At 60.5% G+C, this 20,187-nt stretch carries 15 protein-coding genes; 6 read left to right on the top strand and 9 right to left on the bottom strand.

Annotation, left to right across the window (positions count from 1 at the left end; genetic code table 11):
- Window positions 1-40: 40 nt before the first annotated feature.
- From P2W41_RS08230 to P2W41_RS08215, 4 genes are all read right to left on the bottom strand, one after another.
- The gene (locus tag P2W41_RS08230) at window positions 41-1,390 is read right to left on the bottom strand and encodes an FAD-dependent oxidoreductase (protein ID WP_404934820.1); all 1,350 of its coding nucleotides are present in this window, start codon (window positions 1,388-1,390) and stop codon (window positions 41-43) included.
- A gap of 3 nt (window positions 1,391-1,393) precedes the next feature.
- Window positions 1,394-2,827 carry a UbiA family prenyltransferase gene (locus P2W41_RS08225; protein ID WP_404934819.1) on the bottom strand — a complete coding sequence of 478 codons (1,434 nt, stop codon included), beginning with the start codon at window positions 2,825-2,827 and terminating at the stop codon, window positions 1,394-1,396.
- 246 nt (window positions 2,828-3,073) lie between these two features.
- Window positions 3,074-3,346, bottom strand: a complete 273-nt coding sequence (locus tag P2W41_RS08220) for a hypothetical protein (protein WP_292896296.1) — start codon at window positions 3,344-3,346, stop codon at window positions 3,074-3,076.
- 104 nt (window positions 3,347-3,450) lie between these two features.
- Window positions 3,451-5,916 carry a mechanosensitive ion channel domain-containing protein gene (locus tag P2W41_RS08215; RefSeq protein WP_404934818.1) on the bottom strand — a complete coding sequence of 822 codons (2,466 nt, stop codon included), beginning with the start codon at window positions 5,914-5,916 and terminating at the stop codon, window positions 3,451-3,453.
- 199 nt (window positions 5,917-6,115) lie between these two features.
- Between P2W41_RS08215 and P2W41_RS08210 the strand changes: the two genes are divergently transcribed.
- The 4 genes from P2W41_RS08210 to P2W41_RS08195 are packed head-to-tail and all read left to right on the top strand — an operon-like array spanning window position 6,116 to window position 11,234.
- Window positions 6,116-7,375: a sarcosine oxidase subunit beta family protein gene (locus P2W41_RS08210; RefSeq protein WP_404934817.1), complete on the top strand. Its 1,260-nt coding sequence runs from the start codon at window positions 6,116-6,118 to the stop codon at window positions 7,373-7,375.
- A 10-nt stretch (window positions 7,376-7,385) separates the two neighbouring features.
- Window positions 7,386-7,661 (top strand): sarcosine oxidase subunit delta, encoded by a 276-nt coding sequence (locus P2W41_RS08205; RefSeq protein WP_292896302.1) that lies wholly within the window; start codon window positions 7,386-7,388, stop codon window positions 7,659-7,661.
- Window positions 7,658-10,651 carry a sarcosine oxidase subunit alpha family protein gene (locus P2W41_RS08200; RefSeq protein WP_404934816.1) on the top strand — a complete coding sequence of 998 codons (2,994 nt, stop codon included), beginning with the start codon at window positions 7,658-7,660 and terminating at the stop codon, window positions 10,649-10,651. The genes P2W41_RS08205 and P2W41_RS08200 overlap by 4 nt, the downstream gene beginning before the upstream one ends.
- Window positions 10,644-11,234: a sarcosine oxidase subunit gamma gene (locus P2W41_RS08195; RefSeq protein ID WP_404934815.1), complete on the top strand. Its 591-nt coding sequence runs from the start codon at window positions 10,644-10,646 to the stop codon at window positions 11,232-11,234. Before P2W41_RS08200 ends, P2W41_RS08195 begins: the two co-directional genes overlap by 8 nt.
- Window positions 11,235-11,335: 101 nt before the next feature.
- Here the strand turns inward: P2W41_RS08195 and P2W41_RS08190 are convergent, their stop codons facing one another.
- Together P2W41_RS08190 and P2W41_RS08185 are read right to left on the bottom strand one after the other, a co-directional pair.
- On the bottom strand, window positions 11,336-11,932 hold the full coding sequence (locus tag P2W41_RS08190; protein ID WP_404934814.1) for an EF-hand domain-containing protein: 597 nt from the start codon (window positions 11,930-11,932) through the stop codon (window positions 11,336-11,338).
- A gap of 137 nt (window positions 11,933-12,069) precedes the next feature.
- Window positions 12,070-12,777: a nitroreductase gene (locus tag P2W41_RS08185; protein ID WP_292896310.1), complete on the bottom strand. Its 708-nt coding sequence runs from the start codon at window positions 12,775-12,777 to the stop codon at window positions 12,070-12,072.
- Between the two features lie 206 nt (window positions 12,778-12,983).
- On the opposite strand from P2W41_RS08185, the gene P2W41_RS08180 reads away from it, so the two are divergent.
- Window positions 12,984-14,186, top strand: a complete 1,203-nt coding sequence (locus P2W41_RS08180) for a pyridoxal phosphate-dependent aminotransferase (RefSeq protein ID WP_292896312.1) — start codon at window positions 12,984-12,986, stop codon at window positions 14,184-14,186.
- Window positions 14,187-14,216: 30 nt separating this feature from the next.
- On the opposite strand, the gene P2W41_RS08175 is transcribed toward P2W41_RS08180, so the two are convergent.
- From P2W41_RS08175 to P2W41_RS08165, 3 genes are all read right to left on the bottom strand, one after another.
- Window positions 14,217-14,399: a DUF3008 family protein gene (locus P2W41_RS08175; RefSeq protein ID WP_404934813.1), complete on the bottom strand. Its 183-nt coding sequence runs from the start codon at window positions 14,397-14,399 to the stop codon at window positions 14,217-14,219.
- Window positions 14,400-14,468: 69 nt separating this feature from the next.
- Window positions 14,469-16,571: a 3-hydroxyacyl-CoA dehydrogenase NAD-binding domain-containing protein gene (locus P2W41_RS08170; RefSeq protein WP_404934812.1), complete on the bottom strand. Its 2,103-nt coding sequence runs from the start codon at window positions 16,569-16,571 to the stop codon at window positions 14,469-14,471.
- Window positions 16,571-17,953, bottom strand: a complete 1,383-nt coding sequence (locus tag P2W41_RS08165; protein ID WP_404934811.1) for an acetyl-CoA C-acetyltransferase — start codon at window positions 17,951-17,953, stop codon at window positions 16,571-16,573. The genes P2W41_RS08170 and P2W41_RS08165 overlap by 1 nt, the downstream gene beginning before the upstream one ends.
- 326 nt (window positions 17,954-18,279) lie before the next feature.
- Between P2W41_RS08165 and P2W41_RS08160 the strand changes: the two genes are divergently transcribed.
- Window positions 18,280-20,184, top strand: coding sequence for an autotransporter assembly complex family protein (locus P2W41_RS08160; protein WP_404934947.1), 1,905 nt, complete (start codon window positions 18,280-18,282; stop codon window positions 20,182-20,184).
- Window positions 20,185-20,187 lie beyond the last annotated feature (3 nt).

The following is a 20,187-nucleotide window of genomic DNA, read 5'->3' as shown; positions in this document are numbered from 1 at the left end:
CCATTGCGTGAGTTTCCGGTGCCTGGCCGGAGCTGGCCATTCATTCAGCGGCATGACGCCCCCGATCTGCATGCGCCGGCAATTGCAGCGCCGTGCGCCGCCAGAAGTCGGAAAGAAACGCTGGATCGCGCATAACCTCGAGCTCACGCCAATGCGCAAAAGAAGCCTCGAACAGGGCCGCTCCCATACGCGCATCCTTGTAGGGGTTGACCGCTCCGCCCGCCTCGACGGTCATGCGATCGAGCTGCTCGAACAGGGCGTATGTGGCCGAGCCGGCATTGGAGAAGTCGAGCGTCAGCGTATAGCCCGGCCTTGGAAACGAAAGAACGCCTGGCGAAGCAACATCGCCGAAACGCTTGAGCACGGTGAGAAACGAAGCCTGCCCGGCCTCGCGCGCCGCCGCCAGCATGGCCGGGATTGTCTCGCGCGCGGCCTCGAACGGCACCACGCTTTGATGTTGCAAGAGACCGCGCGGACCATAAAGCCGGTTCCAGTGACGCACGGCATCAAGCGGAAAGAAATAGCTTTGATATGAAGAACGCCGGACGCCCTCCGCCCTTGCCTTCCTCCATGCGAACGCGCGGTTGAACAGGGTGAGTGACCAGCGGTTCAGGAGGTTCAGCGGCGGCCGGAATGGAACTGCAAGACGGCGTTTGGAAGGCGAAGCATAGACCTCGCCATCCTCCGCATGGTTTGCCGTTAGCAGGAAGCCCCTGCCCGCGTTCACGCCTGAAGCCAGTTGATCGAGCCAGGCCACGGCATATTCGTTGTTTGCATCAGCCTCTTCGGCAAGGTCAAAATACTCGCCGAGCCCCGAAAAGCCGCGCACATGCTCGTTCACATCGACGGAAGCGACCCTCATCAGCCGGATTGTCGCCTCGAGGATGACGCCGGTCAGCCCCATGCCGCCAATCGTTGCGCGAAAGAGCTCCACATTCTCCTGCGCGCTGCAATGCCGCGTCTCGCCATCCGAGCGCAGCAGCGTGAACGAGACCACATGGCATCCGAACGTGCCGCGCCGATGATGGTTCTTGCCATGAACGTCATTGGCAATCGCGCCGCCCAGGGTGACGAACTGTGTGCCCGGCACCACGGCGGGAAACCAGCCTTTTGGACCGACATGAGCAATGAGATCCGACAGCATGAGCCCGGCCTCAGCCGTCAGAATCCCGCTCTCTGCATCAAATGAGAGAATGCGCTTCATGGAGCGCATGTCGATCAGCGCGCCGGCATCGTTCAGGCATGTGTCACCGTAGGAGCGCCCATTGCCATAGGGCAGAACTGTCTCCGGCAGTCCCCGGCCCGCTCGCAGCCGCTCGATCGCGTCTTCAGCGCCGATCGCCTGAGCTGCGCCTTTTCGAACCAGTCCGAATGCCCCGAATTCAGCCATGCCTCAGAGCCCCGCCGTGAACAGGAGAAGCGCACCGAGCAAACCAAAGAGCTGGCTGCGCCAGTCACTGATGATGAAGACGATGGGATCGTCGTGCATTTCGTCGCGCCGCGCCAGAATCCACATGCGGATCGTGATGTAGAGGACGATTGGGCAAAGCGGCCAGATCAGCCACGGCATCTGGTAGAGATCACGCACAGCGCTGCTTTGAATATAGAGCGCCAGAACCATCGCCGAGGAAAAAGCGGAGGCCATACCCGCCTGCGCAATCACTTCCTGATCCTCTGCGCGATACCCTCTCCCCGCAATGCGCTCGCCGGCCGGGAGCTCCGTGGAACGGAGCTCAACATACCGCTTGACCAGCGCAAGCGAGAGAAAGAAGAACACGGAGAAAGCCAGAAGCCAGAATGAGACACCAATCATGGTCGCCGCGCTGCCGGCAAGAATGCGCACCGTGTAAAGGCCCGCCAGGGTCAACACGTCAATCAGCAACATCCGCTTGATGGAAAGGGAATATGCAGTGGTCGCAACCAGATAGGCAACGAGCACGAGGCCGAAAAGCGGCGGCAGGAGAAGCGCCGTTGCGCCACTGATCGCCAGCAGCGCGAGCATCGAGGCAAACCCGAAAGGAATCGAAAGCACGCCGCTTGCAAAAGGCCTGTTCCGCTTGGTGGGATGCCGGCGATCAAGTCCGAGATCGAAAAAGTCGTTCAGGATGTAGATTGCCGAGGCCGCCGTGCTGAACGAGATGAAGGCCAGGACACAGAGGACGAGCAAAGGAACATTGAAATATTCGTGGCTGAGGATCAACGGCACGAAAATCAGACTGTTCTTCAGCCATTGATGGACCCGGAGCATTTTCACGTAGGTCCTGAACGTTGGCCGGGGTGCTGCCAGCAACTCGCCACCATTGGCCGCATGCCAGCGCGCGGCCGCACGATCAGGGGCAACCACAACGGCACTGCGCGCGGCATCGAAGACAGCAACATCGGCCCGGCTATTGCCCGCATAGTCGAACCCGCCGTCGCCAAATGCCTTGACCAGCGCATCACGCTTCATGCCTGACGCCATGTTGCACCCGGGTTCGGTGGAGATGACTTCGTCAAAGATCCCGAGGTGCTCTGCGATCGCATCCGCGAATTTCTTCGGTGAAGCCGTTGCCAGAACAATGTGTCGCCCGTCTGCCTTGTCTTTGCGTAGCTGCGCGAGCAGATCCTGACGATACGGCAGCCCTGGCGCGTCCAGCTCTACACGCGCGGCGATTTCGCATTTGAGGCGCGCTTTGCCGCCCAGCAGCCAAAGCGGAAGGAGAAACAGACACAGCGGTTTCCGGCGCAGGAGAAGAAAAAGGCTCTCCCACAGAAGATCGGTCGCAATCAGCGTGCCGTCGAGATCGACAGCCAAAGGCACTGCGTTGCGTTCAGATCGCGCGTCCATAAAAGCCCCCGACGAGATGACCGTTCTTCAAACGGCCTTACGCCAAAGGAGCTTCCAAAGTCTGAAACCATCGATGACGCGGGCAAATACAAAAGCAGAATTCGAAAACAGGCTTAAGGCTTCCCTAAGGGCACGTTGCAAAAGCCGGATGCGGGCATAAAAAAACTCCGGCAGGGCCTGCCGGAGTTTGCCGGAGTTTGCCGGAGTTTATTGACCAGGGCGTTCGACGCCCTGCAGATGATGCAGTCAGCGCACGCGTCCACGGCCCTCGGAAATCTCGACCGTTTCGGAACCAGTCAGCACCTCGCGATCGCCATTGGGCATGGTTACAAAACAGCCGGCCGCGCAGAATTCGATGGTTTCGCCTGCACCCACCACGATCTCGGATTGCGAGCCGCCTTCAGTCACCAGAATGGTCTGTGGTTCGCTGTCGCGGTTGACCACACTGGCCGCAAAGGCCGAACCGCCTGCGAAAATTAACGTGGCGGTTGCCAGTACAAATGTCTTCATGGTCTTCATCGGTGCTTCACCACCCCTGTAACAGCGGGCCATACAGCCCTTTGGCCTCGTTTATAGAGATTTCAACCTGAACGGCAACTGAACGGCGCTTTCAGCCCTTGCCACTATTCCGGATCGACTTTGCGCCGGCGCCGGCGTTTGCCTGCCGGCAAATCATCCTGCTCTTCCATAGTGTCCTCCGCCGGCTCTTCATCGTTCGGCGTCTTATCCGGTTCCTGTTGCCCGAACAGCCCGGAGCGCACGTGGATATCGCGTTGCGGAAACGGAATTTCGATCCCCTCCGCCTCAAATGCATCGACGATGGCAAAACGGATATCGTTCTGCACGTTGAGTTGCATGAGGATGTCCGAAAGATAGACACGTATTTCGAAATCGAGAGAAGAGTCGCCAAAGCCGGCAAACAGTACGAATGGTTCCGGGTTCTTGAGAACAAGCGGATGTGACCTGGCGATTTCCAGAAGAATTTCGTGCACGCGTCGCACATCGGATCCATAGGCGACACCGATGGGTATCTCCATCCGTCCAAGCTTGTTGCGGTGGGTCCAGTTGCCGACGGCCGCGTTGATCAGTTCGGAATTCGGCAGGATCACCGACTGGCGCTGGAACGTTTCGATCTCCGTTGCGCGCACGGAAATTTTCTTCACCGTGCCGGACACGCCGCCCGCGACGATCCAGTCACCCGCCTTGAACGGACGCTCGGCGAGCAGGATCAGACCCGAGACGAAGTTCGAGACGATATTCTGAAGGCCGAAGCCAATCCCGAGAGAAAGCGCACCCGCGACGAGGGCGAGATTGGACAGATTGATGCCGGCCGCCGAGATACCGATCAGCGCCGCTATCACCAGCCCGACATAGCCAATACCGGTGCGAATGGAATTGCGCACGCCGGAATCCATGCGGCTGCGGGCCATCACCTTCCCGTCGAGCCAGCTCTGAAACCAGCGCGTGAGGAAATAGCCGATCACGAAGACAAGAATGCCGGTGAGGATGCCCACGATGGAGAACGAGAGGGAACCGACCTGAATCTTGCCGGCGATCCGATAGCTCCACGCCGTCAGATCGGCCCAGCGGAACCCCCACTGCAGAAGGATGAGCGGCACGCCGATCAGGACCACGATCATGTTGATCAGCATGCCGGTGACGAGGCCGAGCTGGTCGAGCGCGGTTTCATCGAAAGCCGTGTAACGCTCCAGCCGCCGTGCCAGCCAGGAATTGGCGAACGCGCCCTCCGACGTAATCGCCCCCGCTGTCAGGAAACCGATATACATCGTGGCGATGATCGCGCCCGTGACCACCGCCTGCTGGGAAAGGAACCGTGCGAAGCCGATATAGCCAAGCATCGCCGCGATAATGATTGCGGCACCGAGAGCAAACAGGAGATAGCGGAACTTGAGCGGCCAGGGTTTCGGATTACCCTCGTCGTCATCCAGAGGGCTGACACCGCCAATCGCCATGATGAGCAGACCTACGATAACGGTGGCCACAAGACTGGTGGCCACCGTCAGCGAGAGCTGAGAGCCGAACAGCAAATAGACCTGGTCCATGAAATAATCAAACCCGGTCGCGATTGCGGTGACCACGGCCAGAACAAGCAGCCATTGAGCCGCCTGTGACCGCACCGGCAAAAGCCGCCAGTTGGGCCGCCTGGGCGCAAGAATGGCGCGCGCCAGACGGTAGACGAAATAAACCAGGATAACGACGGAAAAAAGCGACCAGAGAAGTGGTTGAATATCGCTGCGCAGAAGGCTGAAATAGTCAAGGAAGTAGTAGGTCGAAGCCAGAAAAACGCCAATCGACAGCGACGGTATCAAGGTGGAGAAGAGCGCCTGCGAAAGGCGGCTGAGATAGGTAGGCTCTGTCTCGGCAGGGTCAGGCTCCATGAAATCGCCGAAAAGCCGCCGCCCCCCGAAAAGCAGGGTAAGGGCGGCGATCGTCGCCAGCGCTGTGGCGAGCAGGAGGGATTTGAGGCGGTATTTGAAAACGAAGGTCAGCCAGGCGGAGACCCGCTGATAAACGCGCCCGACCTCCTGTGTAAACTCCCCGGCGACATCCGCACTCAAGGCGGCGGTAACGTCGTAGCGGCGGGAAAGCGTCCGCGTGAAGAGATCACGCCGAAGTTCGGCGATGCCGTCGACGACAGTGTTGATGCGAACTGAAAGTCTTTCGGCATCGCCGATCAGCACATTGAAACTCGCCTTCTCGTCGAGCAGGCGGGTACGTTCCCGCGTCACCTCCTCCGGCTCGGCCGGTTCACCCTCCTTGCGCGGTTCGCCCAATTGTTCGAGGCGGGTGTTGATCTCCGAAAGTCTCGGACGAAATGCCAGGCTTGCGTCGAAAACCTCCCGCGCTAGCTTCTCCAGCTCAACACGGACCGAGACGAGTTCACCATCGTCTGTGGCCTGATCGTCAATCTCGCTTTCCAGGCTGACGACGGTGGATTCGATTTCTGACAGTTTCTCGCGTTGCGTCTGCAGGAAGCTTTCCGGCCCCTGAGCCACCGCCGGCGCTAGGATGGCCAACTGGAAAACGAGACACAGGAAAACCGGCAAGGCGCGAAATTTCAGCAACATGTCTAGCAGTCTTCTCACAGAATCACATGCAATCGGAGATAGGCTTCAGTCAAAGGACATTGCCTGAGCCATGCCTGCGCAGCAAGCGTATCGCCGTGCCGGGGTCGGGTCTGTAAAAAGCCATGGCGCATTATTTGCCTCCGGCGTCCCGGGTGTCCTATAGCTTTAGTCTGGGTTCTGGCAAAAAGAATGGCGGCGCATGGCGGAATATTCAGCTCTTTCGCTTTTTAAGAATGCCTTTTCCGGCAATCGTGATTGGAAGCCGGCCTGGCGCAAGCCCGATCCCAAGCCTAGCTACGATGTCATCATCATCGGTGGCGGCGGCCATGGTCTGGCAACCGCCTATTATCTGGCGGCCGAACACGGCATCACCAACGTCGCCGTTCTGGAGAAGGGCTGGCTCGGCTCCGGCAATATAGGCCGCAACACCACCATTGTGCGCTCCAACTATCTTTTACCAGAATCCGTCCGTTTCTACGAGTTCTCGATGAAACTCTGGGAAAACCTCTCCCATGAGCTCAACTACAACGTGATGTTCTCCCAGCGCGGTGTTCTGAACCTCGCCCACAGCCCGGGCCAGGCCGACGCCTTCATTCGCCGTGGCAATGCCATGCGCCATGGCGGCGTCGATGCCGAATGGCTGACCCCGCAGCAGATCGCACGCAAGGTACCGGGCCTCGACACGTCAAAGTCGGCGCGCTTTCCGGTCGTCGGGGGGCTTTTGCAGCCGCGCGCGGGCACCGCACGCCATGATGCGGTTGCGTGGGGCTATGCGCGGGCTGCCGACCGGCGCGGCGTCGACCTGATCGAGAACTGCGAGGTGACGGGCTTCCTCCGCGAGGGCGATCAGATCACTGGCGTTTCCACCGCAAGAGGCGACATCCGTGCAAAGAAGGTGGCGCTGGCCGTTGCCGGCAGCACCAGCCAGGTGCTGCAGCGTGCTGGCATCGAGCGCCTGCCCATTGAAAGCCATGTCCTTCAGGCCTTCGTTTCCGAGGCCATCAAGCCCTTTGTGGACTGCGTTGTGACCTTCGGTGCCGGTCATCTCTACATGTCGCAATCCGACAAGGGTGGGCTGGTTTTCGGCGGCAGCCTCGATTTCTACAATTCCTATGCCCAGCGTGGAAACCTGCCCACGGTCGAAGATGTGATGAGCGAAATTTGCGCCATGTTCCCATCGGTGGCACGGCTGAGGCTCCTACGCTCCTGGGGTGGTGTAATGGACATGTCGATGGACGGGTCCCCCATCATCACCAAGGGTCCCCTGCCCGGTCTCTATCTCAATTGCGGCTGGTGTTATGGCGGGTTCAAGGCGACACCCGCTTCCGGCTATTCCTTTGCATGGACCATCGCCAGGGACGAACCCCACGCCATCAACGCGCCATTCACGCTCAGCCGCTTCGAGCGCGGCGCGGTGATCGACGAAACGGGTCACGGCCCGACACCCAAACTGCATTGAGGGACACGCCATGCTCATCGACTGCCCGCATTGCGGCTCCCGCGATCTTGCAGAATTCTCCTATCAGGGGGATGCGACACGCGCCCGCCCTGACCTCGCCTCCACGGACACGAAGGCCTGGCTCGACTATGTCTACAATCGGCCAAACCCGGCCGGACGACACCGCGAATTCTGGCAGCACGCAGGCGGGTGCCGCGCGCATCTGGTGGTGGAACGCGACACGCTTACCCATGAAATTCTCACGGTCGCTTTCGCCCGAGACGCCGCTGGCGGAGATGCGGCATGAGCCCGCGCCGAACCAGTGCCGGCGGGCTGATCGACCGCACCCGAACCATCCGCTTCACCTTCGACGGCGAGAGCCTGACCGGCCATGCAGGCGACACGCTGGCCTCGGCCCTGCTTGCCAACGGCATTTCGCTCATGGGCCGCTCCTTCAAGTACCACCGTCCCCGCGGCGTCTTCACTGCCGGGATCGATGAACCGAACGCACTTGTAACTCTCTTGCGTGAAGGCGTCCGTGAACCCAATATTCCCGCCACCCAGATCCAGATCTACGACGGTCTGCGCGCCGAAAGCCAAAACCGCTTTCCATCCCTCGCCTGGGATATTGGAGCGGTAAATCAGCTCGGCGGCCGGCTACTTGGAGCGGGATTCTACTACAAGACCTTCATGGGTCCGGTGATGGGCCCGCTGAAGGGCACGCGCTTCTGGATGATGTGTGAGCATTTCATCCGCAGAGCCGCTGGCCTTGGCCGGGCCGACTTTGAGCCCGACCCGTCACACTACGAACAGACCAATGCCTTCTGCGACGTTTTGATCGTCGGCGGTGGTATTGCCGGCCTCATGGCGGCAGAAGCGGCGGCGAAGGCCGGAAAACGTGTGATCCTTGCCGAACAAGAGCCCATAACAGGCGGCTTTGCCCGCTGGTCCGGCGAAACCATTGAGGGAAAGCCGGCCCACGAATGGGTTTCAAACCTGACAGCACGGCTTGCCAGCCTCGACCATGTGCGCCTTTTAACGCGCACTGCGGTCTGGGGCTATTACGACGGCAACACACTCGCAGCGCTCGAACGCGTCAACGACCATGTCGCCCGCCCGCCGAAAGGGCACCCCCGCCAGCGGCACTGGACGATCCGCGCTACGGATGTTGTGCTTGCAACGGGCGCGCTCGAACGCCCGATCGTCTTTCCGGGCAATGATCGTCCGGGGATCATGCTCGCTGGCGCCATGCGCCGCTATGCTGAAGAATTCGGTGTCTTGCCCGGAAGCAGAACGATCTTCTTCACCAACAATGACAGTGCCTACGAGGCGGCAGCCAACTTGAGACGCGCCGGCGGCCACGTGGCGGCCATTGTGGATGTGCGTGCGAAGATCAGCAGTGCCGCCAGCGAACTTGCCACTGCGGCGGGCGTGTCGCCGCTCATCGGACACGCCATCGTCGGCAGCAGGGGCGGCAAGGCGCTTTCACGTGTTTTTGTTCAGGCCTTCGATGCAGCATCGGGAACGCTGTCAGGAGATGCCAGGCAGCTCGAGTGCGACAGTCTTGCCGTTTCGGGTGGTTGGCAGCCAGTTCTCCACCTGGCAAGCCAGGCCGGTGCAAAACCCGTCTGGGATGGGGAAAAGCAGGCCTTCCTTCCGCCTCCGCCAACACAGCGCTGGACTGGCGCTGGTGCATTCCTTGGAAAGTTCGGCACAACCGATGCCCTTGCGAGCGGCCGTGATGCTGGCCTCAAATGCGCCGGCAAGCGAGCCTCACGCGGCAAACTTCCCGACATTGCGCCTGAAGCCCTCGACCTGACGCCAGCCCCGGTTCTCGAGATCCGGGCCAGGGGCAGGGCGTTCGTCGATTTCCAGCACGATGTGACCGCCGACGATGTGCGGCTTGCCCATCGCGAAGGCTTTGTCAGCGTCGAGCACCTGAAGCGCTACACCACGCTCGGCATGGCGACCGATCAGGGAAAGACGTCGAACGTTCCCGGCCTCGCCATCATGGCCACGGCGCGCGGCATCACGATCCCCGAGGTCGGCACAACGCGGTTTCGACCGCCCTATTCACCGGTGGCCATCGGCGCGCTGGCAGCGGAACGTTATGGCGATCTCAAACCCGAGCGCTATACGCCCATGCATGACTGGCATGTGGAACGCGGCGCCGAGATGACCCCGGCAGGGCTCTGGAACCGCCCGCTGATCTATGCCGCTGCCGGCGAAACGGTCGAGCAGGCCTATATCCGCGAGGCGGCAGCAGTACGGCGCTCCGTGGGCATTGTCGATGTTTCCACACTGGGCAAGATCGCGGTCAAGGGACCCGACGCCGCCACCTTCCTTGATCGGGTCTACACCAACACCTTCTCCACGCTGAAAGTAGGCAAGGCGCGCTATGGCCTGATGCTGCGCGAAGACGGGATCGCCTTTGACGACGGCACCACCTGGCGGCTCGGCGAAACCAACTTCCTCGTGACCACCACCACCGCCAATGCGGGCGCGGTGATGCAGCATCTGGAATATTGCCTCGACATTCTCTGGCCCGAACTGAAAGTCCACCTCACCTCGGTGACGGACCAATGGGCCGGCGCGGCCATTGCCGGCCCAAAGGCCCGCGCCGTGCTGGAGGGCTGCGTCACCGGAACGAAGGTCGACAATGAAACGCTGCCCTTCATGGGCATCGTGCATGGCCAGATTGATCGCGCGCCAGTCATGATATGCCGCCTCTCCTTTTCCGGCGAGCTTGCTTATGAGGTCTATAGCGGTGCCGGCCACGGCACACATGTCTGGGAAACCTTGATGGAGGCGGGCGAACCGTTCGACATCACTCCCTACGGTATGGAAGCGCTCGGTGCATTACGAATCGAGAAAGGTCATGTGACCGGAGCCGAGATTGACGGGCGAACCACCGCCCGCGATCTCTATCTCGACTGGATGCTGTCAAAGAAAAAGCCGTTCATCGGTTCGGGCCTGATGGACCGCCCTGCCCTGATCGACAAAAACCGGCTGAGGCTTGTCGGCGTCATCTCTCTGGATGGACAGAAGCTTGGCGGGGGCGCACATCTGGTTGAGCGCGGCAGCGCTGATGAGCCGGGCGAAAGCATCGGCCATGTGACAGCCTTCTGCTACTCGCCCACGCTACAGAACTATATCGGTCTCGCCCTCGTCAGAGGCGGCAAGCTGCGCCATGGCACCAGGGCTTATCTCTCGGACCCGTTGCGCGGGCGTTTCGGTCAGGTCGAGATCGTCAGCCATCATTTCTTCGATCCGGATGGAGAACGCATGCATGGTTGAACGCGCATCACCGCTGGGCAGCGATTTCCGCCCCGGCTCCCATGGCGACTTCGCTGAAGGGACCGGCGTCACGATCTTGGAAGCCATAAAGGGATCGATCGTCGAGGCCAACGCCTGGCCTGGCGAGGAAAAGACGCTGACGGAAAATCTTTCCGCCATCTGCCGTCTAAAACTTTCGGCTGCACCGGGAAGCGGCGCTGCCAACCGTGAAGGCACGTGCGCCTTCAACATCGGCCCCGGCCGTTTTCTCCTGAGTGGGCAGGATGAAGCTCTGGCCGGCGATCTCATTGCGGCCATTGATGAGACCACGGGAACCGTAACGGATCTTTCCCACGGGCGCACGGTTTTCGCCATAGAAGGCTCTCAGGTGGAATGGGTTCTGGCGAAGCTCTTCGCGCTCGATTTCAGCCTTCCCGCCTTCCCTGTCCATGCCGGCCGGGCCACAGCGCATCACGACCTTTTCGTGCAGATCCAGCGCCGGGGCGAAAAGCGCTTCGAGCTTTATGTCTTCCGCTCATTTGCACGAGCCTTCGCGAAGACGCTCCGCCGCGCGTCAGAGGATGTGGGCTATACAATAAGATAGGCCCGGCGCGGCGACACCGGACCTATCGACCGATCCGCGGAGCCCCCACGAACCGGTTTGATCATCCGCAAGGCGCCATCGGCGCCTCCCGGCATGCCTCATCAGCCATTGTCGCCATCAGGCGCCATTTCCGCCGGCGGATTGCCCGAACGCATTTTATCGCGCATCTCACCGTGCGGGCCGCCTCTGTGGTCACGCTTGTGGTGCATCATCTTTCCGTGACGTCCGCCACGTTCACCTGCCATCTGGCGGAAGCCACGGCGCATTTCGCGCTGGTCGACTTTGCCGTCATCATTGGCGTCCATCAGCGCAAAGCGCTTTGCCTGCTGGCTTTCAATCTCCGCTATCGTGACGGTGCCGTCACCGTCAACGTCGAGACGCTGTGCAGCGCGCTTCGCCCGGCGCTCGGCCATGCGCTTCGTTGCCATATCCTGAAGTTCGGCTTCAGAAAGCACCCCGTCACCATCGGCATCGGCGGCCTTCAAACGCTCGATATGAGCGGAGGAAAACTCTTCGATGGTGAGGTTCCCATCGCCGTCGGAATCGATGCGGGCAAAACCCCGCATCATCTTGCCGTCTTTCATTCTCTCGCCTGCGGCCGGCGGTGCGGCCCGGTCGGATGAAGCTTCCTGGGCGATCGCAGCGGAACCGGCGATCAGGCTCAGGGCCATGGCCGACAACAGAATCTTGTTTTTCATGTCAGTCTCCTCGTAAGGGGGGCGCCGCATGGAGGTTGCGGCAGGGAACGAGGAGATAGTCGCCCATCGCACATTACGACGACCTTGCCGGGAAATTACAATTTCGTAAGCAACAATTGGCAGGGCGGAAGGCCGTTTCAGCGAACGAAGGAGACAAATTCCTCGAGCGGCGCCCGTTCACTGCGCAGGGCATTCTCCGGTTTTGAGGCATCCTCGTAGCCAAGCGCCATGCCGCATACGACGATTTCCTCATCGGGAATGCCGAGGATCGGGCGGATCTGCTTGTGATACGGCGCAAACGCAGCCTGCGGGCAGGTATGGAGATCACGCCCGCGTGCTGCAATCATCACCGATTGCACAAACATGCCGAGATCGATCCATGACCCTTTGTTCAACCGACGGTCGATGGTGAAGATCAGGCCCACGGGTGCATCGAAGAAGGTGAAATTGCGGTCATGCTGGGCACGCATGCGATCCACTTCACGCCGTCCGATGCCCAAAAGACTATAGAGCGCATAGCCGACCGCACGGCGGCGCGACAGATAGGGCTCGAAAAACTTGTCGGGATAGTATTTGTATTCGTCCCACTCGATCTTTTCCGGGCGTACACCGGAAGAAAGAATAGCGTCGGAAAGCGCCTGTTTGCGCTCGCCCGACACCACATAGACCTTCCAGGGCTGCATGTTGGTGCCCGAAGGCGCGCGCGCGGCAACGCGAAGAATATCCCTGATTGTCTCGTCATCGACAGGATCTGGCAAAAAAGCCCGCACAGAGCGCCGCGTCAGCATCGCCTGATCGACAATGTCGGTAATGGACAGTTCGTTCTTTTTGTCAGGGGCCAACATGCCGCTATCCTTCCTGGCGGTCCATTGAGATGCGCGACAATGCCCCCTGCATCAATATCGCGATCCATTCAGGACCAAATGCATTCACTCACTACGCTGTTCTCACGCCGGTCGATTTGCTAAAAGGCCGACCAATGCGCCGGTCCTCGTAGTCGAAGGGCCTGTTTTTTTCAAGTCGAATGCCAAGTTCGCCTCTGGAGCTCCCCATGCCAAAGCCCTCATCCCGCATTTCAGGCATCGTCCCGTCCGGCAAGAATGGCTGGGAAATTCATTTCGCCGCCATGGCCCGCAAACAGGCTGGCGACAAGGTCATCATGCTCTCTGTCGGCGATCATGACTTTGACACCCCGGAAGGAACGGTCGAGGCCTGCGTGGATGCCGTGCGGGGTGGGCATCATCACTATACCCAGCTTCCTGGCCTGCCCCGGCTGCGAAGCGCGTTGGCGAAACTATCCGCGGAATGCACGGGCACCGAGACAGGTGCCGACGAGATCATGGTCACGATTGGCGGCCAGGGCGCACTCTACGCAGCCTTCCAGGGAGTGCTCGATCCGGGTGCCCATGCCGTGATCGTCTCACCGTATTACGCCACCTACCCCGGCACGGTCCGCGCCGCCGGAGGGCGTTACACGGAAATTGAAACCCATGCGGAAAACGACTTCGAGCCGAGCCTTGAAGAAATCGAACAGGCACTCGAAGCCGACACGCGCGCAATCCTGATCAACTCCCCGAACAACCCGACCGGCGCCGTCTACTCTCGCGCGACCATCGAGCGTATTGCGGAGATCTGCCGCGAACGTGATCTGTGGCTCCTTTCCGACGAAGTCTACTGGACCATCCGGTCCGAGAAGGAGCACATCTCGCCCCGCGCGCTGCCCGGGATGAAGGAGCGCACGCTGGTCATCAATTCACTGTCGAAGAGCCACGGCATGACCGGGTGGCGTGTCGGGTGGCTCACCGGCCCGGCCGAAATGATCTCCGTGTTGACCAATCTCAATCTCGTCGCCACCTATGGCCTGCCCGATTTCACCTCTCACGCTGCCATTGCTGCCGCCGAGAACGGTTTCGGCCTTCGTGAGATCGCGGAACTCTACACGAGAAGGCGCGAAGCGTTTCTTGAGGCGGTACGCGGCTTGAACGGCCTGATCGTACGCGGCTCTCAGGGTGGCATGTATGTGATGCTCGACATCCGGGCGATCGAAGAGGATTGCGAGAAATTTGCCTGGGACTTCCTCAACCAGGAAGATGTTGCGGTCTTACCGGGCGCCAGCTTCGGCGAAGCAGCCAAAGGACACATCCGAATTTCAATGTGCCAGAACGAAGAAACGCTGCGCGAGGCGGCCAGACGGTTGCAGCGCTTCATCGCGGCCCGATTCGACAAGCCAGGGAAAAAAGCCGCAGCGGGCTGAACCGGAAATGGGCGCATTCGGAGGCGCGCCCTACTCCTTCCGGTCTGGCAGCCCCTTGCGGTCGGTTTCCGCCAACTCCTCGAGTTCTGCTTCGCTCATCGATTCGTACATTTCTTTCGATGCGCCCTGAAGCTGGGTTTTGGACGTTTCGCCGCGCTTGGCTGCAAGAGCCGCGCCGGCGGCCTTTTGCTGCGCCTTGGATTTTGCCGGCATCTTTGCCTCCTGTTTGAGATATCAACTCAGGGAAGAAGACTCCGAACACGGCTAGGTTCCCGAAATCGTTCAGTTTGCAGGCAATTTCCGCCAGTGCGGGTCTGGTTTGAAGCGGTCGCCGTGCTGCGCCTGCAAGCGTTCAAGCGCGCCAACAATCTCCTCCACACCGCGTGTACGCGCATATCTCAGGGGCCCGCCCCGAAACGGAGCAAACCCCGTGGCAAAGATCATCGCCCCCTCCAGCGTCTTTTCGTCACCCACAACGCCTTCGCGCAGGCAGGTCACGCAGGTGTTGAGCATGGGGAGGATCAGGCGATCCGTGATGGCCGAATGCGGCTCGGGATACTTTGTGCTTTTTCTCGGCTCGCCATTGCGATCATAGGTATAAAGTCCACGCCCCGCCTTCCGGCCGGTGCGCCCTTCCGCCACCATGGATTCCAGCCAGCCCGGCACGTCCGGTAATGCGATGTCGAGGCCGGATTGCATCGTGCGCGCCACCTCGAGACAAATGTCCAGACCAACGCGGTCGGCAAGTTCGATCGGTCCCATCGGCATGCCGAACGAAACGGCAGCCTGATCGATGGTTTCTTTCTGGACGCCTTCGTCGAGCATCACGAACGCCTCGGTGAGGTAAGGCGTAAGGACGCGGTTGATGAGAAAGCCCGGCGAACTCTTCACCAGCGCGGGAAGCCTGTCTATGGAACCACAGAAAGCGGCCAGCCGCGCCAGCGCCGCATCCGAAACCCGGTCATGTGAAACGACTTCGACGAGTTCCATGCGCGCCACTGGATTGAAGAAGTGAAGCCCCAGCAGCCTTTCAGGAAACGGAACAGCCGTTCGCAGTTCTTTCAGGGGAATGCTGGACGTGTTGGTCGCCAGAATCGCGTCCTTCTTCATCAAAGGCGCGATCATCCCGAAAACCTTGCGCTTGACTTCGGCCTTTTCCGCCACCGCCTCGATCACCAGATCAGCCTGCTTGACACCGTCACCCGCGAAATCCGGTGTCAGCCGATCTGACGCATCGCGTCTGGCGACACCGCTATGCAGACGTTTGTCAAAAAGCTTCCCTGCCCTTCCGATTGCCGCCGCAAGAGCCTGTTCATCGAGATCGGAGAGCGTGACCCTGAGATCGCGCGCCGCGCACCATGCGGCAATATCCCCGCCCATTGTTCCGGCACCGATGACGTGCACATGCGCGATGCCGCTCGCCCCCTTGCCCCCGGCCTTAAGGGATTCACGCAGGAAGAAGACATGAATGAGGTTCTGCGCCGTCTCCCCGGTCAAAAGACGCGCGAAGGAGTGGATTTCCTCCTTCTGCATCACCTCTTTCTTCCCGGCACCGTGGTGCTCCCACAGATCGATCAATCGATGAGGAGCAGGATAATGCTCTTCCGGCGCACGCTTTGCAGCCATGGAACGCATCTTGCGCGCGGCGAGACCCCGATAAAACGAGAAGCGGCTCAACCCCGCGCCGCGCTTTGTCGGCTTCAGCTCTCCCGAGATGGCCGCCTTGACCGCGTTCACTACATGTCGCTCCTCGACCACGGCGTCGACCAGGCCGAGCCTCCGCGCCTTTGCCGTGTGCACGGATTTTCCAGTCAGCATCATCTTCATTGCTTCGAGCGGTTCTATCAGCGCCGGCAGCCGAAACGTCCCTCCCAGTCCCGGATGAAGGCCGAGAAGCACTTCGGGAAACCCGAAAACCGCTCCCTCGACGGCAATCCTGTTCCTGCAGGCAAGTGCAAGCTCAAGCCCGCCGCCAAGACAATGGCCGTGGACGACGGCAACGCTCGGCATCGGCAAGGCTGCGAGACGATCAATGAGTGCATGTGCCTGCGTCATGCGGCCTTCCACCACGTCCGTCTGAGAAACTCCTGCAAAGTCACGTATATCAGCGCCTGCGATAAAACCTCCGGGTTTGCCCGAGCGTAGAACCAGCCCCTTAGGCTGCAACGCTTCCACCTGCCCCAACAGGGTCTCCAACTCGGTCATCACCGGTTCGGACAGCGTGTTTGTGCTCTCTCCTGCACGGTCGAGCACCAGCCAGGCAATCGCGTCTGCGTCCCTGAGCAGTGACCAGTGCGTGGTTTTCGCGATCTCCTGCGCATCGGGGCCGAGCGCAAGCCGGTTTCGATTGAGATGCTTGCCAGCGGGTATCCTTCCAACAGCCATCAAACCACCTCCACCAGCATCGCGCCGCCAAGTCCGCCACCGATACATTCGGTTGCAACGCCGCGTCTGAGGCCACCTCTGCGCAGGGCGTTCACGAGATGAAGCACGATCCGGTTTCCACTCGTTCCCACCGGGTGCCCAAGGCTGATTGCTCCCCCATCCACATTGAGGCGATTGTGGTCGATGCGACCGAACGGCACTTCAAGTCCGAGAACATGGCGGCAATAGTCCTCATCCTCCCACGCCGCGAGGCATGCGAGGACCTGCGCCGCGAAAGCCTCATTCAGCTCCCACAGTTCGATATCCTCACGGGTCAGACGACGCCGTTCGAGGAGCGCTGTCGAACACAGTGTCGGCCCCAGTCCCATGATCGACGGATCCAGGCCAGACCACTCACTGTCCACAATCCGGGCAAGCGGTGTGAGACCATGTTTCTTGAGCGCCGTTTCGGAAGCGAGGATGACCCAGGAGGCGCCATCGGTAATCTGCGAGGAATTGCCCGGGGTCACGCTGCCATAAGGCTTTTCAAAAGCCGGCTTAAGCTTGGCAAGCCGCTCCATCGAGGTGTCCGGACGAACGCCGTCATCGTGATCGTAAAGCATCCCCTCGCGCGTCACCGCGGGAACCACTTCCCCTTTGAGAGCACCGCTTTTCTGCGCCCGGGCCAGACGCTGGTGACTTTCGAGCGCGTATGCATCCGCCGCTTCTCGCGATATGTTGAAGATATGGCCAATTTTCTCGGCCGTCTGCCCCATATTGAGCTGGGTGACAGGGTCGGTCAGTCCACGCTCAAGTCCGATGACCGGTTTGAGCATGCGCGGTCGCAAAGTGCCCAGGGCAGAAAGCCTCTCAAGAAGCGATTTGGCAAAAGCGAAACGGCCGAACCACGCCGCTCCTTCCTGCGGCCACACCAGCGGAGCGTGGGAAAGTGCTTCCGTTCCTCCTGCCAGGATGAGATCCGCCTTTCCTGCTTCTATCGTGCGGAATGCGGTGTCTATCGACTGCATCCCCGAACCACAATTGATCTGAACGGTGAAGGCCGGCATCGCATCGCCCATGCCCAGACGCAGCGCCGCTACCCTTGCCGGGTTCATCTCGTCGGCAAGCACGTTGACACAGCCGAGGATAACCTTGTCGAAACTAGCGGGAGAAAAATTTTGCCTGGCCAGCAGGGGCCGCCCGCATTGCACGGCAAGGTCCACTGGCGTAAACGGCCCGGGCTTGCCCCTGGCTCTCAGAAACGGGGTCCGCGCGCCATCCACAATGAAGACGGGCCTGTCTTTGCTCTCAAGATTATTCGACTGACGGGCAGAGGACGCCCGTTTCGAACGCGTGGGCGGTTTCCGGTTAACGCGCTCCTGCTTTCGGGGCAATTGTGCCATGCCACACGCACCTTTCCTGAAAAAAACCTGACGACCGGCGATGGTTTGGTCCAGTCGACCCAGTTGAGCATCTTTGTTGACAGGCACACAACCTTTCAGGGCGTTCCAGGTTCCGATCTCGCTTCCTTCCCAATAACGCCGGCTTTAAGCCACAATTGTCTGGCCTGACCCGATAAGCCGCATTGGCCACAAAAGCGGTTTGTGATTTAACCGCACTGTTTTGCAGCATACGGGCCACAGGCGTTAACGTCACTGCAAGGTTGGTGACCGACACTTCGGCTTGAGAATGGGAGACGGGTTTGAGTGGAATCGACGCGAGACCGTCGATGGGTCGGCGTTTGCACGGGCCGTTGCTGCTCGCGCTTATGCTCGCCTTTTCGCCGCCCTCTGCCAATGCTTTCGAGCTCTTCGGCTTAAAACTGTTTGGCAAGGACAAGACTGCCGAGGAGCCGGACACGATCGGCGAACCGTGGAACTACACGGTGGAGTTTGTCCTCCCCTATGGTGCAGACGAGACTGAAAAGAAACTCAAGGGCGCCTCGTCTCTATGGGCAGACCGGGAGAAACCCGCCTCCGGCGCAGCCGGGCTCATCGTCAAGGCACGCGGCGACTATCGCCGCCTTCTGAATACGCTCTACGGCTCAGCGCTTTATGGCGGTTCCATCAGCATCACCATTGACGGACAAGAGGTTTCCGACCTTCCGATTGACGCTGAGATAGCCAATCCGGCCAGCGTTCGGGTCGCCGTCGACCCAGGCTCCGTCTTTCATTTCGGCCAGGCGCGCATCGTCAACCAGGCGCCGCCGCCACTCAACCGCAATGATCGCGTCGAAGATCCCGCAAAAGAAGGTTTCCAGTCAGGAGAAGTCGCCGCCTCCGGAACCATCCTGAGAGCCGGACGCCTCGCAGTCGAGGCCTGGCGTCATCAAGGGCATGCAAAGGCCGCGATAGCGGAGAGGCGCGTCACCGCTGCTCATGAAACCGGGACGGTGGACGCAGTGCTGACCGTCGAGCCCGGTCGCCGCGCGGCATATGGCACCGTTACCGTCAGCGGGACAGAACGGATGGACCCCGACTTCGTGGCGCGCCAGACCGGCCTCATCCCAGGTCGTGAATACGATCCGGACGATCTCGATCGTGCCCGCGAGCGCCTGTCGAAGCTTGATGTTTTTCGCTCAGCCCGGATCGAGGAAGCAGACGAGATCGGCGCAGACGGCATCTTGCCGCTTGCCGTCATCGTCCAGGAGCGCCTGCCTCGCCGGTTCGGTGTCGGCGGCACCTATTCAACGCTGGACGGACTAGGAGTCCAGGCCTACTGGATGCACCGAAACCTCTTTGGCCGTGCTGAACGGCTGCGCTTTGAAGGGCAGGTTTCCGGCATCGGCAACACTTTCAAGCCTGAAGATCTGACCTACCGCGTTGGCGCCACTTTCATCAAGCCCGGTGTCTATACGCCCGATACTGATTTCCAGGCCTCGATATTCGGCGACCGCGAAGTATTGGAACGCTATACACGCACGGCAGTCAGCGCCGAGCTTGGCTTCCGGCACGAGTTTACTGAAGCCCTGTCGGGCAGCCTGTTCGCCAATGCCGGCCGCGCCCGCTTCGAAGATGACTTCGGAACGCGGGATTTCACCACGATCGGGCTCTCGGGCACACTCACCTATGACAGCCGGGACAACCCCGCCGACGCGACCGAAGGCTATTTTGCCGAATTGTCGCTCGAACCATTCTACGAAATGGAATATCGCAACCTGGCCGCCCGAATGCTTCTGGAAGGCCGCGCCTACCATGATTTCGGGAGCGATGGCCGCTTCGTTCTGGCTGGACGCGCCAAGATCGGCGCCCTGGTCGGCGCTCCGATTGATGAAACACCACCCGACAAGCTGTTCTTTGCTGGCGGTGGCGGTTCGGTTCGTGGTTATGCCTATCGGAATATCGGCGTCGAGATGGAGGACGGTATCGCGGGTGGCCGCTCGCTGATGGAAGCCTCGGCCGAGCTGCGCGCGCGCGTCACCAGTTCCATCGGCGTGGTCGGCTTCATCGACGCCGGAACCGTGGGTGCGGAATCTTTCCCCGACTTCTCGGAGGATGTACGGATCGGCGTTGGCGCCGGTCTGCGCTATCTTACCCCGTTGGGTCCCGTGCGTCTCGACGTCGCCGTGCCGCTTGATCGACGCGACGGCGACCCGGGCGTCGCCTTTTACGTCGGAATAGGACAAGCGTTTTGATCC

This window comes from Nitratireductor sp. L15S-10, from assembly GCF_045011005.1.
Lineage (GTDB): Bacteria > Pseudomonadota > Alphaproteobacteria > Rhizobiales > Rhizobiaceae > Nitratireductor.
This window is presented reverse-complemented; position numbering and strand designations above follow the sequence as displayed.